The 15,205-nt window shown below is 28.9% G+C and carries 13 protein-coding genes; 5 read left to right on the top strand and 8 right to left on the bottom strand.

Annotated features, from left to right (window positions below; translation table 11 throughout):
- Nucleotides 1-6: 6 nt before the first annotated feature.
- The 4 genes from BSV1_RS00885 (at nucleotide 7) to BSV1_RS00870 (ending at nucleotide 4,827) form a co-directional block, all read left to right on the top strand.
- Nucleotides 7-408: a ParB N-terminal domain-containing protein gene (locus BSV1_RS00885; protein ID WP_008882248.1), complete on the top strand. Its 402-nt coding sequence runs from the start codon at nucleotides 7-9 to the stop codon at nucleotides 406-408.
- 22 nt (nucleotides 409-430) lie between these two features.
- Nucleotides 431-2,023: a glucose-6-phosphate isomerase gene (locus tag BSV1_RS00880; protein WP_008882186.1), complete on the top strand. Its 1,593-nt coding sequence runs from the start codon at nucleotides 431-433 to the stop codon at nucleotides 2,021-2,023.
- A gap of 66 nt (nucleotides 2,024-2,089) precedes the next feature.
- Nucleotides 2,090-3,481, top strand: a complete 1,392-nt coding sequence (locus BSV1_RS00875; RefSeq protein WP_008882245.1) for an L-cystine transporter — start codon at nucleotides 2,090-2,092, stop codon at nucleotides 3,479-3,481.
- A 14-nt stretch (nucleotides 3,482-3,495) separates the two neighbouring features.
- The gene (locus BSV1_RS00870) at nucleotides 3,496-4,827 is read left to right on the top strand and encodes a CoA-disulfide reductase (protein ID WP_008882235.1); all 1,332 of its coding nucleotides are present in this window, start codon (nucleotides 3,496-3,498) and stop codon (nucleotides 4,825-4,827) included.
- A 14-nt stretch (nucleotides 4,828-4,841) separates the two neighbouring features.
- On the opposite strand, the gene BSV1_RS00865 is transcribed toward BSV1_RS00870, so the two are convergent.
- The 4 genes from BSV1_RS00865 to BSV1_RS00850 are packed head-to-tail and all read right to left on the bottom strand — an operon-like array spanning nucleotide 4,842 to nucleotide 9,307.
- A complete protein-coding gene (locus BSV1_RS00865; RefSeq protein ID WP_008882210.1) occupies nucleotides 4,842-6,185 on the bottom strand; it encodes an ATP-dependent 6-phosphofructokinase in 1,344 nt (447 codons plus the stop codon).
- 30 nt (nucleotides 6,186-6,215) lie between these two features.
- Nucleotides 6,216-7,187 carry a MinD/ParA family protein gene (locus BSV1_RS00860; protein WP_002557312.1) on the bottom strand — a complete coding sequence of 324 codons (972 nt, stop codon included), beginning with the start codon at nucleotides 7,185-7,187 and terminating at the stop codon, nucleotides 6,216-6,218.
- Between the two features lie 9 nt (nucleotides 7,188-7,196).
- Entirely contained in the window at nucleotides 7,197-7,979 is a 783-nt protein-coding gene (locus BSV1_RS00855) for a potassium channel family protein (protein ID WP_008882162.1), read from the bottom strand.
- A 5-nt stretch (nucleotides 7,980-7,984) separates the two neighbouring features.
- Nucleotides 7,985-9,307 (bottom strand): TrkH family potassium uptake protein, encoded by a 1,323-nt coding sequence (locus BSV1_RS00850; RefSeq protein WP_008882253.1) that lies wholly within the window; start codon nucleotides 9,305-9,307, stop codon nucleotides 7,985-7,987.
- Nucleotides 9,308-9,403: 96 nt separating this feature from the next.
- Here BSV1_RS00850 and cyaB point away from each other — a divergent pair, with 96 nt between their 5' ends.
- Nucleotides 9,404-9,937, top strand: a complete 534-nt coding sequence (cyaB, locus tag BSV1_RS00845; protein ID WP_002665721.1) for a class IV adenylate cyclase — start codon at nucleotides 9,404-9,406, stop codon at nucleotides 9,935-9,937.
- On the opposite strand, the gene BSV1_RS00840 is transcribed toward cyaB, so the two are convergent.
- From BSV1_RS00840 to rodA, 4 genes are all read right to left on the bottom strand, one after another.
- A complete protein-coding gene (locus BSV1_RS00840) occupies nucleotides 9,911-11,356 on the bottom strand; it encodes a hypothetical protein (protein WP_039949395.1) in 1,446 nt (481 codons plus the stop codon). The genes cyaB and BSV1_RS00840 overlap by 27 nt on opposite strands.
- Entirely contained in the window at nucleotides 11,343-11,972 is a 630-nt protein-coding gene (gene pgsA / locus BSV1_RS00835) for a CDP-diacylglycerol--glycerol-3-phosphate 3-phosphatidyltransferase (RefSeq protein ID WP_008882268.1), read from the bottom strand. The genes BSV1_RS00840 and pgsA overlap by 14 nt, the downstream gene beginning before the upstream one ends.
- A gap of 4 nt (nucleotides 11,973-11,976) precedes the next feature.
- Nucleotides 11,977-13,722, bottom strand: coding sequence for a threonine--tRNA ligase (gene thrS, locus BSV1_RS00830; protein ID WP_008882264.1), 1,746 nt, complete (start codon nucleotides 13,720-13,722; stop codon nucleotides 11,977-11,979).
- 165 nt (nucleotides 13,723-13,887) lie between these two features.
- Nucleotides 13,888-15,204, bottom strand: coding sequence for a rod shape-determining protein RodA (rodA, locus tag BSV1_RS00825; protein ID WP_008882187.1), 1,317 nt, complete (start codon nucleotides 15,202-15,204; stop codon nucleotides 13,888-13,890).
- Nucleotide 15,205 lies beyond the last annotated feature (1 nt).

Raw genomic sequence — 15,205 nt, 5'->3', positions numbered from 1 at the left:
AACAATATGTTAATAGATATCGATCAAATAAAAATAAAAAAAAGAATTAGAAAAAATATAGGAGACATTGAAACTCTTAAAAACAGTATTATAAAACATGGATTAATTTATCCAATAATAATAGATAAAAATAAAAACTTGATAGCAGGACTTAGAAGATATCAGGCCTTAAAAGAAATAGGCTATAAAGAAGTTGAAGTAAAGGTAATCTCAATTGAAAACAAAAAAACTTTACTTGAAATTGAACTTGATGAGAATAATGTTAGAAAATCATTTACAAGAAGCGAGGCAAACGAGGGAGAAGCTTACTTAAAAATTTATTCTGAAAGCAATATAATAATAAGATTCCTTAAATTTATTATCTTAAAAATTAAAAACATGTGTAAAAGAAAAAATAGAAAAATTTAAATCATAATAAAGAGGTGTGTTTATGTTAAATTACAAAAATCTTAATGAACTTGAAAATTTTAAAATCCTTGAATGTATTGCTCCAGAAATGCTCAAAACGGCATTAACTGGAAAAAGAATAAAGGAATACGACATTACAATAGAAGGAGATAGTGTACATTATAACTATGCTTCAAAACAAATTAATGAAACCCACCTTAAAATTTTTCAAAATTTAAGCGATGAAGCAAATTTAATAGAAAAATATAAAGAAGTGCTTGATGGGGAAAAGATCAATATTAGTGAAAATAGAAAAGTCCTGCATCACCTTACAAGAGGGCAAATTGGTAAGGACGTAATAGAAGACAATAAAGAAAATATGAGAGAGTTTTTTCAATCAGAACTTGAAAAAATATATAATTTTGCAAAGCAAATTCATTCTGGGAACATTAAAAGTTCAAATGGTAAAAAGTTTAAAAATGTAGTTCAAATAGGAATTGGTGGGTCTAGCCTGGGACCAAAAGCTCTTTACAGCTCAATAAAAAATTATGCAAAAAAACACAATCTAGCCCTAATGCATGGTTATTTTATTTCAAACATTGATCCAGACGAATCAGAAGAAGTATTAAATAGCATTAATGTTGATGAAACGCTTTTTATTATTGTCTCAAAAAGTGGAAATACATTAGAAACTAAAGCTAATATGCAATTCTTAATAAACAAATTAAAATTAAATGGCATAAAAGAATACAAAAAACAAATGGTCATTATAACACTAAAAAATAGCATGTTGGCAATAGAGGAAAAAGGATATCTTGAATATTTCTTCATGCATGACTCAATAGGTGGAAGATTCTCTCCAACATCAGCAGTTGGACTTACACTGCTTACTCTTTGCTTCACAGAAAAAATTGCAAAAGAAATTCTAAAAGGAGCCAATGAGGCTGACAAAAAATCATTAAACAAAAACGTAAAAGACAATGCATCTCTCTTAGCAGCACTAATTAGCATATATGAAAGAAATGTTCTAAATTACAGTAGCAACTGCATCATTGCTTATTCTAAAGCAATGGAAAATTTTTATCTTCATTTACAACAACTTGAAATGGAAAGTAATGGAAAAAGTGTAAACAGATTTAATGAAACAATAAACTACAAAACTGTAAGAATAATTTGGGGAGGCATTGGAACAGATGTTCAACACTCATTCTTTCAAATGCTTCACCAAGGAACAGATATAGTTCCAATGGATTTCATAGGTTTTAATGAAACACAACTTAAAGAAGATGTAATATCTAATAACAGCTCAAGCAATGATAAATTAAAAGCAAATTTAATAGCCCAAATAATAGCATTTTCAAAAGGTAAAGAAAATAACAATAAAAATAAAAATTTCCAAGGTGAAAGGCCTTCTGCACTAATATATTCAAAAGAATTAACACCTTATGCAATAGGAGCAATACTCTCCCATTATGAAAATAAAGTAATGTTTGAGGGATTTTTATTAAATATAAACTCATTCGACCAAGAAGGAGTTCAGCTAGGAAAAATTATTGCAAATCAAATTTTAAAAAATGACAATTTTAAAGATGAAGTAATAGAATCTTATTCTAAAAAAATTCTAAAACAAGATTAATTAATTTTTGAATATACCGCCTTAAGTTTAAAAAAAGAATGCACTAAGCTTATATAAGAGGTAATAATGGATAAAATAAGTATATTATATACATTAATCAATATTATAATAATGCTTATTCTAATAAGCATAGTTTATCTTTGTAAAAGAAAAAATGTTTCTTTTACAAAAAGGGTGTTTATAGCGTTAGCAATCGGAATAGTATTTGGAATGACCATTCAATATTTTTATGGAACAAATTCAGAAATAACAAACGAAACTATAAATTGGATAAGTATTTTGGGCGATGGATACGTAAGGCTCCTTAAAATGATTATAATCCCCTTAATAATAACATCAATAATCTCTGCAATAATAAAACTAACCAATAGTAAAGATGTTGGGAAAATGAGCCTACTTGTAATATTAACACTAGTATTTACAGCAGGTATTGCTGCCATAATTGGCATTTTCACTGCTTTAGCATTGGGATTAACAGCCGAAGGACTACAAGCGGGAACCATCGAAATTTTACAAAGTGAAAAATTGGAAAAAGGCCTTGAAATATTAAATCAAACAACAATCACAAAAAAAATCACAGATCTTATTCCACAAAATATATTTGAAGATTTTGCAGGGCTTAGAAAAAACTCAACCATAGGGGTCGTGATATTTTCAGCTATCATAGGAATAGCCGCCCTTAAAACATCTATCAAAAAGCCAGAATCAATAGAATTTTTTAAAAAAATAATATTAACACTCCAAGACATAATATTAGGTGTAGTAACTTTAATTTTAAAGCTAACGCCTTATGCTATATTAGCTTTAATGACAAAAATTACAGCAACCAGCGAAATCAAAAGCATAATAAAGCTTGGAGAATTTGTAATTGCTTCCTACATTGCCATAGGTCTTACATTTCTTATGCATATGACATTAATTGCAATAAATAAATTAAACCCAATTACTTTTATAAAAAAAATATTCCCAGCACTATCATTTGCATTCATATCTAGATCAAGTGCTGCAACCATACCTATTAATATAGAAATTCAAACTAAAAATCTGGGAGTAAGCGAAGGAATAGCAAATTTATCAAGCTCCTTTGGAACATCAATTGGGCAAAATGGTTGTGCAGCACTACACCCCGCTATGCTTGCAATAATGATAGCACCAACTCAGGGAATAAACCCTACAGATATTTCATTTATACTCACACTTATTGGATTAATAATAATAACTTCATTTGGAGCTGCTGGAGCTGGTGGAGGCGCAACAACAGCCTCACTAATGGTGCTCTCAGCAATGAACTTTCCAGTGGGATTGGTAGGACTTGTAATATCTGTTGAGCCTTTAATTGACATGGGAAGAACAGCTGTTAATGTGGGAGGCTCAATGCTTGCAGGCGTTATATCTGCTAAACAGCTCAAACAATTCAACCACAATATATACAACCAAAAAGAGCTTGAAAACAAATAAATAGGAAAACAATGATGAAAATAATAATTATTGGGGGCACATCAGCAGGAACTAGTGCCGCAGCTAAAGCAAACCGCTTAAACAAAAAGCTAGACATTACTATCTATGAAAAAACAAATATTGTATCTTTTGGAACCTGTGGCCTGCCTTACTTTGTGGGGGGATTCTTTGACAACCCCAATACAATGATTTTAAGAACACAAGAAGAATTCGAAAAAACTGGAATCTCTGTTAAAACTAACCATGAAGTTATCAAGGTAGATGCAAAAAACAATACAATTGTAATAAAAAATCAAAAAACAGGAACCATTTTTAACAATACTTATGATCAACTTATGATAGCAACTGGTGCAAAACCTATTATTCCACCAATCAATAATATCAATCTAGAAAATTTTCATACGCTGAGAAATTTAGAAGACGGTCAAAAAATAAAAAATTTAATGGATAGAGAAGAGATTAAAAATATAGTGATAATTGGTGGTGGATACATTGGAATTGAAATGGTAGAAGCAGCAAAAAATAAAAGAAAAAATGTAAGATTAATTCAACTAGATAAGCACATACTCATAGATTCCTTTGACGAAGAAATAGTTACAATAATGGAAGAAGAACTAACAAAAAAAGGGATTGATCTTCATACAAATGAGTTTGTAAAAAGTTTAATAGGAGAAAAAAAGGTAGAAGGAGTAGTAACAAACAAAAATACTTATCAAGCTGACGCTGTTATACTTGCTACCGGAATAAAACCTGATACTGAATTTTTAGAAAACCAGCTTAAAACTACTGAAAATGGAGCAATAATTGTAAATGAGTACGGCGAAACTAGCATAAAAAATATTTTTTCTGCAGGAGATTGTGCAACTATTTATAATATAGTAAGTAAAAAAAATGAATACATACCCTTGGCAACAACAGCCAACAAACTTGGAAGAATAGTTGGTGAAAATTTAGCTGGGAATCATACGGCATTTAAAGGCACATTGGGCTCAGCTTCAATTAAAATACTATCTTTAGAAGCTGCAAGAACAGGACTTACAGAAAAAGATGCAAAAAAGTTCCAAATAAAATATAAAACTATTTTTGTAAAGGATAAAAATCATACAAATTATTATCCAGGCCAAGAAGATCTTTATATTAAATTAATTTATGAGGAAAATACCAAAATAATCCTTGGGGCACAAGCAATAGGAAAAAATGGAGCCGTAATAAGAATTCATGCTTTATCAATTGCAATCTATTCAAAACTTACAACAAAAGAGCTGGGGATGATGGATTTCTCATATTCCCCACCCTTCTCAAGAGCTTGGGACATATTAAATATTGCTGGCAATGCTGCCAATTAGCATGAAGAATTAAATTAATTCTTCATGCTAATTGGTTGCCCCGTACTTGAAAGAACATCTCTCCAAAAAGAACCATTTGGATTGACCTTATTTCTATCAATTACTGCCATCTTAATCGGTATATGCACAAATTTTGTACTCCATAAACTAATCAACATTTTTGTCTTACCAGCCATTGCAGCGTGCACAGCATTCGAACCAAGCCTAGCACAATAAAGCGAATCACTGGCATTAGCAGGTGAACTTCTAATAATATAGCTGGGATCAATGTATTTAAGAGTAAATTGTATATTTTTTGCTTTAAAATATTCTGTAATTTTATCTTTAATATAAAGCCCAATATCCTCATAAAGCAAATTCCCGGAATCGTCTTTCTTCTTAGGAAAATGATCAAAATATTTTTGACCTGCTCCTTCTGCTATCAATATTACTGCATGGGGAATCTCTTCTAAGCTTTCTTTCTCTAAAAGTCGTCTTTCAAGATGAACAAGAAATCCATTAGGACCTTCTATGTCAAAATCAAGTTCTGGAATTAAACAAAAATTAACATCATTAGAAGAAAGCGCGGTATGAGCAGCAATAAAGCCAGAATCCCGTCCCATAACTTTAACAAGCCCAATGCCATTATAAGCGCTATTAGCTTCAAAATGAGCACCAGCAACAGCTGCAACGGCTTGTTCTACGGCAGTCTCAAATCCAAAAGATTTTTGAACAAACATAAAATCATTGTCTACAGTTTTAGGAATGCCCACAACTGCTATTTTTAAATTTCTTTTTTCTATCTCCTCAGCAATAAGAAGAGACCCCTTTTGAGTACCATCTCCGCCAATGTTAAAAATCATATTAATGTTCATTCTCTCTAAAGTATCAACTATTTCCACAGGCTTAATACCGCCCCTTGAAGAACCAAGAATAGTGCCTCCAAATTTATTAATATCATCAACAACATCTGGATTAAGATTAATAAAAGGTGAATTTGACTCAGGAAGAAGCCCTTGATATCCAAATTTTACTCCATAAATATTGCGAACCCCATATATTTTCCATAAAGTTCGCACAATAGAGCGAATAACATCGTTAAAGCCAGGACAAAGCCCACCACAAGTAGTAATAGCAGCTTTAACATGCCTGGGCACAAAATAAATTTTTTCTCTAGGCCCAGCTTTTTCTAAAAGAACATCTTCATACCTATCTCCCTTATCCTCATTTCTATATACACTAAACTTGATTTTATTTTTTTCATTAACAAAATGGGAATAACCTTCACTAGCATAAAAATCAATCAAAGGATTGTTTTGCTTGCATTCTCCCAAGCTATCTATTTTAAAATCTAAATTTTCATTTTTAATTCTATACACCAAATACTCCTTTATAGAATTATAGCCTAATTATTTTCTAATAAATCGACTTTGATCTTTAATCATATCGTATATGTCATCGTAAATATAAGGAGACCCTTCAATAGGAGATTTAATTAAATTACCAGCTATGAATTCAAAATATTTATTCAACTTTGAATTTTTCTCAAAATCAATAAATGGAACTCTATTATTAATAGCCTCTCTGAAACTTTTTGCAAAAGGCACAAAACCTATAAACTCTATTGGTATATTAATATTATTCTTAACAACATTAATCAAATTTTCACACATAGCAATCTCTTCACTAGTTTCTATTCTATTTAGCACCACTCTAGGATAAAAATTATTCATCATCCTCTTAACTTTCAAAGAAGAGCTCAAAGAAATAAGCTCAATCCCAACAACCAAATCTTTAAATCCAAGGTTTGTCCCTTCAATCTTATCTTTAAAAAAATTACCAATATAATCCCGTTCGGGGCTTTTTTGCGGAAATCCTAAATATAAAAGACGATAAAGAGCATTCTTTAAAAAAGAATAAGCATTAAGTATGGAGGGGGTTTCTGGGATTGTAACAATTACACCGCTGTAAGATGCCAAATAGAAATCTATTGTATTATAAGAAGTTCCAGATCCCAAATCTAAAAAAATAAAATCGGCAATAAGATCTTTTTGAATAGATTCTATAATCTTTTTCTTAATAGAAAAAGGAAGATTAGCTGTTCCCGTATAAAGAGCATCACCTGGAATAAGATAAAGTTTATCATAAGATGTTTTGCATACTAAATCTGAAAAACTTTTACTCTTTTTATTAATAAAAGAACCAATGCCCACACCCTTATTTTTAACCCCCAAACACGTATGTAGATTAGAGCCACCAAGATCAAGGTCAACAAGTATTACAGTTTTACCTAAACTAGAAAGCTTATAACCAACATTTGCAACAAAAGATGTTTTTCCAACACCACCTTTGCCACTTGCTACAGGAATAATTTTAGTCATTCTTAAATCCTAATTATCCTTACGATCTTTTTGAAAAATTTTCATAAAATTAAAAATCCCTAAAAATCTCGATTTTTTCTCAGCATCTTTATTTAAATTTTCATCCTCTTTAGAGCCTGAAATTAAATCTTTAATTAAATCTTTATTATTTGTAAAATTTTCAATGCTATCTGGTTTACCACAAATTACAATTTTATCATCTTTTAAAAAAAAATAATCGCCATCAACAAATTCATACCTAGAATTACTTAAATTTCTAACAGCAATAACTGTAATCCCACATTCTCTTCTAAGATCGGCTTCAAAAAGAGTTTTACCAACATATTCCTTGGGAATAACAGTTTCAGCAACAATAATATCATACCCAATAATATTATAAGTTGAAAGATTCGGAGATACTAATAATGGAGTTAATCTTTTTGCAGCATCTTTACTTGGAAATATAATTTTTGTTGCCCCAAGAGTTTTTAATATTTCAGCATCATCTCTATTTTCTGTCTTAACACATATTTCTTTCAAACCTAAAAGATTACAATAGTGAGTAACAAGAGCACTTTTGCCAAGATCATCATCAAAATCAATAACAACAGCGTCTGTATCTACTGGAATTATTCTTTTCAAAGCATTTTTAGTGAATTGCTCAACAACAAAGCTTTCTGTAGATATCACATCATATTCTTCAATAAGCTCTTTAGATGTATCTATAATAATAATTTGACAATCAAGCCTGCTTAAATCTTCAAGTAGATGAATGCCTAAATTACTAAGTCCAATAATAACAAATGTTTTCATATGCTTCAACCAACCAAAATATCTTGCCTTGGCCTTGTAAATTCTTCAAAACGTGACTTTCTTGAAACAAAAACAGCCATTGAAAAAAGCCCTATTCGCCCTGCAAACATAGTAAAAATTATAATGACTTTCCCCCAAAATGACAAATCCTGAGTTACTCCAACTGAAAGACCAACCGTTCCAAAAGCAGAAAATACTTCATAACCTAAATCAATAACCTTCCAATTGCCAGATCCTCCCTCAAAAAAAAGAAGCATGAAAAAAGAAAAACTTAAAATAAAAATAGCTCTTGCAAAAAATAAAAGTGCAAATCTTATACTATCTATTGAAACCTTGTAAGAACCAATAATATATCCATTGCCGTTTTGATTTTTAACAACAGCTAATACAATTAAAAAAAATGTTGTAATCTTAATCCCTCCTGCAGTTGATCCGGGTGCACCACCAATAAACATGAATGGTAGAGAAATTATTTGAGTTCTTCCACTTATTAAAGAATTATCAAGATAATTAAAGCCAGCTGTTCTGGTACTAATCGAATAAAAAATTGAATTAAATATTAAAGTACTCATTGAATAACCAGCTTTTAATTTATGCATCTCTGTAAAAAAAAATAAAATTGCACCAATTATAATTAAAAAGAAACTTAAAGAAAAAACTATTTTGGCATGAAGCGATAGTTTTTTTTTGTTTTTAATAGTATTATTTACATCTCTATAAACCATAAACCCAAGCCCACCACAAATTATTAAAATAGAGACCACAACTATAGCTTCAGGAACATCTCGCCATGCATAAATACTCTCAGAATGCATAGAAAAACCTGCATTGCAAAAAGCAGAAATTGTCGTAAATAAAGCCTCTAAGAATGAAATATTCGCTCCCCTAAGTTTAAAACAAATAAGTATTAATATTAAACCTATCATTTCAATTGAAAAAGTTATAAACAATATGCTTTTTAAAATTCTAATAGGATTATATTCTATATTTGAAAGGGAATACTGCTTTATTATTCTTGCATCTGTTAAATTCATTTTCTTTTTAGGTATAAGCAAATAAAAAGTGGTAATACTTATGAATCCAAGTCCTCCAAGCTGGATCAGCAACATTATCAAAATAAATCCAAAAGTAGAAAAGCCTTCCATTTTAACTGTTGTAAGGCCCGTAATACTTACAGCAGAAACAGCAGTAAAAAGAGCATCAATGTATGCTAATTTGCCATCACCTTCCCAGGAAATAGGCAACATCAACAAAAGAGAGCCTATAAACATAATTAAAACAAAATAACTAAAAAGTAAAAACCTGTCGCTAAATTCAAATTTCAACATATCATACAAAAAGTTGTTTAAATTATTAAAAATTTATCTTATATAGCACAATATTTTAACATTGAAATATTATCATAATTACATTATTTTTAATATATGTTTGAAATAGAATCAAAAGCATTTATTCCTCCAAAAGAGTTAAAAAGAATTATTAAGCTAGCAAATAAAAAATTTAAGTTTATTAAAGAAGAAATAAAAACTGATATCTATTACTCAAACCAAAAAAAAATTATAAGAATAAGAAAATTAAATACTCTAGAAAAAATTGTCACATTTAAAAAAAAAATATTAGACAACAACCATACTGTAGAAATTAATAAAGAGATAGAATTCAAAATAGATAGTATTAATAATTTTTTAACCCTTATAAAAGAGCTTAAATTTAAAAAGCTATACAAAAAGATAAAAAAAAGTTTAATTTATCAAACTAACAATTTAAATGTAGAGATAAACGAAATAAAAAATCTTGGGTTTTTTTTAGAAATAGAAAAAATAATTAACAATCAAAATGATATAGACTTGGCAAAAAAAGAAATTGATAACATAATCAACCAATTTGGATTAAAAGAAAACATCGAAACTAGACCTTACTCTGAATTACTTTCATTGGCAAATCAAAGTAAAAAATAATTCATTGGAATTAGAGCTTAAAGTAGAGATTACAAGCCCTTGATTGCCATAAATTCCAATCTGAGGGCTTTTAACATCACTCTTAAAATTCTCAAGCTTATTTAAAAAATACCAATTTTTATTCTTAAAATAAATTAATCTCACATTATTATTGTCTTCAAAAGCCAAAAACAAATTATTTTTATAAAGCCCAATGTCAGTACTTAAACCTTCCATTTCAACATTAGGGCTTATATTAATCCATCTACTACTTTTCAAAGGACAAATGTTTACAATAGGTCTATTTTCAGAAACAAAACTCATAATTATTTGATTAAAATTAGAATCAAAAAAGCCTTTAATAAAATTAGCCATATAAACAGAAGGAATATTTGCATTTACCCAAGCATTTTCATTGTTTATAATAAATTCAGATTTAATCTCATTATTTGACTTATAATTATAAAAAATGCCCAAAAAAGGTTCAGATATTAACCCAATGTTTGATGAATTAACATTAGAATCACCTTTACTTAAATAAGAATGTATTACATCGGTCCAAATACTTCCGTAACCCATATTCGAGATTAAATTAATTTTATATTCACCCCTAATTTCCCTTAAATACGCTAAATACAACCTATCTTTTAAATCAATGCTAATATTTAATAAAGATCCAAAATTTTCTATGTGACCAGGACTAATATCAATCCATTTTCTACTATTAAATTTTTTAACTACAAGCTCACTGGCGAAATCAGCCCCCGATTTCGTAACAAAAGCAATATATAAATTTCCTTTGGAATTAATTGAAAAATCAAAATTAACTATATTAGTAATATTTCTATTAACAGATGAATCAAGATTAAACCAACCAACATCCTCAATAAATTCAGCAACTTTAATATCATCGCTATTTTCTAACTGATAAGCAATATAAATATTGCCTTTATAAATCCTTAATACATATTTTTTAAGCTTGGCAGTTAAATTTAAAACAGGCAAATCTTTTAAAGTAAAAAATAAATCTTCTTTTTCAATCTTAGATGTTTTAGCTTTCAGGGAATCGCTACTTAAAATTGAAAAATCTAAATCTGTAAGCGAAAACTTAATGTTTTCATTTTTAGTACCAACATATATTATTGCATAAAGAGAATTTTTATCTAATCTTATTTTAAAATCTCTTCTTTTTACTTTATCAGTTATATATTTTTTATTAGAAATATCATAAATTCTAAAAACAAAATCGGAATTTGAACTCTTATCTAAGGTTAAAATATAATCAGAAGATTTGCTAACTTTTAAGTAAACACTTCCTTTCCCATTTTTGCTTAAAATACTTAAAGGACTAATTTCTGTTAATATTTGATTTGCTTGAGCTTGAATAAAAGAAAATTTTGTCAATAAAAATAGCAAAATGAATGTCTTATTTATTTTCATATTTTTTTACATTCAAAAATATTAACACATATTCTAAAAATGATAAAATTGCAAAAAAAGCAGCACAAACATATGTAATTTGAACAATAAATAAAAATTTAAATTCAAAAGTTAAAATGTAACTAATAAAATTTTGAACGGGCTCTGTAAAGTTCAGTTGATTTAAAGTATAAAATAAAAGGCTTGCAAAAGTGCAAACAGCATAAAGAAGTGACTTTAATTTCCCCAAAAAATTTGCTTGTTGAACTACATTAAACTGAATAATTAAATTCCTAACAAACCCAATAGAAATTTCACGATAAATAAATATTACAAAAAAATAATAAGGGGTTATACCTTTGTAAAAGAAAAAAACAAAATATGTTAAATGTTGCAAAACATCCGCATAAGGATCTAAAATTTTACCTACATTGCTAACAAGACCATATCTTCTTGCAAGATAACCATCAATAAAATCAGTAAATTCATTAAAAATAATTAAAAACCAAATAATTCCAAAAAACAAATACGAAAAAAATACATTTTCCAAAAAAAATAAAATCAATATGATAAAGGAAAGTGCAATTCTAGCTAATGTTATTTTATTAGGGGTAATGACCTTGATTAAATTATTCAATTTATCAAATCTCCTTATCTCTTATTTTAAATAAAATAAATTTAAGAGCTTCATCAAGTTTAATTCCATTTATTTGCTCATTTGTTCTTGTTCTAATAGATATTCTCTCTTCTGTTGCTTCTCTCTCACCAATTATAAACATATAAGGTATTTTTTTAGCCTGATATTCTCTAATTTTAGCATTCATTCTTGAGGAACTATTATCAAGCTTTATTCTAATCCCCTCATTTTTAAATTTATTAAAAACCTTAATAGCATAATCTTCGACAATATTGTTAACAGGAATGATTACTACTTGAACAGGAGATAACCATAAAGGAAACGCACCACCATAATGCTCTACAAGAATTCCAAAAAATCTTTCAATAGATCCTAACAAAGCTCTATGAATCATAAATGGTCTTTTTTCTTTACCATCCTCAGCGGTATAAGTCATATTAAACCTTTCAGGGAGATTAAAATCAAATTGAATTGTACTCATCTGCCACTCTCTCTCAAGCGAATCAACTATCTTAAGATCAATTTTAGGCCCATAAAAAGCACCTCCCCCCTTATCAATTTCATAAGGAACTTCAAAATCGCTTAAAGTCTCTTCAAGAACTTTTAAAGACATTTCCCAATCAGAATCATTGCCAACAGATTTGTCAGGCTTTGTAGAAAGATATGCCTTTAGATTGCTAAAGCCAAATTTACTCCACATATAAATAGCAAACCTAAGAACTTCTTTAATCTCATCTAAAACTTGAGAATGGGTGCATATAATATGAGCATCATCCTGGGTAAACCCTCTGGCTCTCATCATACCATGCAAAGCGCCTATCTTTTCATAACGATACACAGTGCCAAGCTCGGCCCATCTAAATGGCAAATCTCTATAAGAATGCTTACCTGTATTGTAAATTGCAATATGAAAAGGACAATTCATGGGTTTAAGATAATAATCACTTTTATCCATTTCGATTTTTGCAAACATGCTATCCTTATAAAAGTCTAAATGACCAGAAGTTTGCCAAAGCCAAGATTTACCAACATGAGGAGTAAAAAGAATATCATACCCATTTTTAGAGTGCTCTTCTCTCCAAAAATCTTCTATTAAAGCTCTTATTTTGGCACCATTGGGATGAAAAAAAACAAGTCCTGGCCCAATCTCTTCATGAATAGAAAATAAATCAAGCTCTTTTCCAAGCTTTCTATGATCTCTTTTTTTTATTTCCTCTCTCAAATTAAGATAAGATCTCAGTTCTTTTTCATTATTCCATAAGGTTCCATAAATTCTGGTAAGCATTGGGTTTTTTTCACTGCCCCGCCAATAAGCCCCAGCAATACTAGTAAGCTTAAATGCCTTTGGATCAATTTTATTCATATTCTCAACATGAGGACCTCTACAAAGATCGACAAAATTGTGACTCTTGTAAATAGAAACTTCATTTTGTAAATCAAAATTTTTAATCAAATCAATCTTATAAGGTTCATCTTTAAAAATTTCAAGAGCCTGTTCTACGCTTATTATCTCTTTTTCAAAAGAACTTCCGGTCTTTAAAATTTCTCTCATTCTATTTTCTATGTCTAAAAGAGAATCTTCTGTAATCTGCTTTTTAAATTCAAAATCATAATAAAAACCATCTTTAATAGGAGGACCTATTGCAATCTTGGTATTTGGAAATAAATCAAGAACAGCTTCTGCCATAACATGAGCTATTGAGTGTCTTTTTTTGTAAAGAATATCTTCTTTATCTAAATCTTTGCTCACAACAATACCTTTCGCCTTTCGCTTTTTATTAAAAAATTAAAATTCACACTCATCACTTTTACGCAAAAATACGCACCTCAAATATTTATAATTACTAAATTAAAATATACAAAAAAATTTTCTAAAAAAATAGAGATAAGAAAACAAAAACCTGAAAATAAATTCTCAATCCATAGCAACTATTGATTCAATATTAAAATAAAAAGACATTGCTAAAAAAAATGTAATAGTAGAAGAACCTCCATAAGAAAGAAAAGGAAAAGGAATCCCAGTAATAGGAAGAACTCCTAAAGACATTCCAACATTAAAAGAGGTATGAAAAAATAAAAGTCCCAAAATTCCAGATATTACTAAGGCCATATATCTATCTTGACTTTTATTCATTATTATCAAAAATTTAAAAAAAAGGAAAAAAAATAATATTAAAATAGTGCTAACACCCAAAAACCCAAACTCTTCGGCAAGAATAGAAAAAATAAAATCTGTGCTTTGAGATGGCACATAATTAGCGTGGGTATAAGGTCCCTTTAAAAATCCTTTACCCAAAAGACCGCCAGAACCAATTGCTATTTTAACCTGATTTAAATTCCAACCAGCACCCTTAGCATCAATAGCCGGATCTAAGAATACCAAAAACCGTTTAATCTGATAAGTCTTCATTAACTTTGAAAGAACCTTTGAAAACACTATTGAAACTAATAAAATAGAACTTGCAAAAAATACATAAAAATAAATTATTTTAATACTCAAACCATATTTAGAAATGAAAAACCCTAAAACAGAAATCAAAAGAATTAAAAGCAGCACTCCCATTATTACTCTAAAATAAAAAGGATTTGAGAAAATAAGATAAAATACATTACCCATATTCACCTTATACTCATACCAAACCGGTAAAATTGCAAAAACAAAAGAAAAAAACCCTATCAACGCAAATGCTAAAACATAGTGCAAATCTATTCCTGCAAAAAAAGAAATAAATATAAAAATGGTTAAATATACTATTGCTGTACCAAAATCGGGTTGCAATAATATAAGAATTACCGATGGAAAAATTAATAAAAATGCAGTAATAAAGGTAAAAAATTCATTATAACCCTTTTTTTCAGTATAAAATTTTGAAAGGGTCAAAACAATAATAACTTTACCAAATTCAGAAGGCTGACCTCCAAGTTTCCATATGCCAATCCAAGATCTTGCTCCATTTACTGTCATTCCAAAAAATGCAGTAAAAATTAAAGCCAATATTAATAAAAAATATAAAGGATATACCATGCTATAAACAAATTTTAAATCATATTTGCCCACTATAAAAATTAGAAAAAATCCAATAATTACCCAAAGGGTTTGTTTTATATATTCATTCTTGGTTAAAGATCCACTAATATTATAATCGCTAGAATAAATCAACAATATACCAACAAAAGAAACTATAAGTAAGCTTATCAAAGCCAAATAATCATAATTTTTTCTAAAAACCATT

The organism is [Borrelia] finlandensis (assembly GCF_000181875.2).
GTDB lineage: Bacteria > Spirochaetota > Spirochaetia > Borreliales > Borreliaceae > Borreliella > Borreliella finlandensis.
The sequence above is the reverse complement of the archived record's forward strand: the minus strand, read 5'-3'. Positions and strand labels throughout refer to the sequence as shown.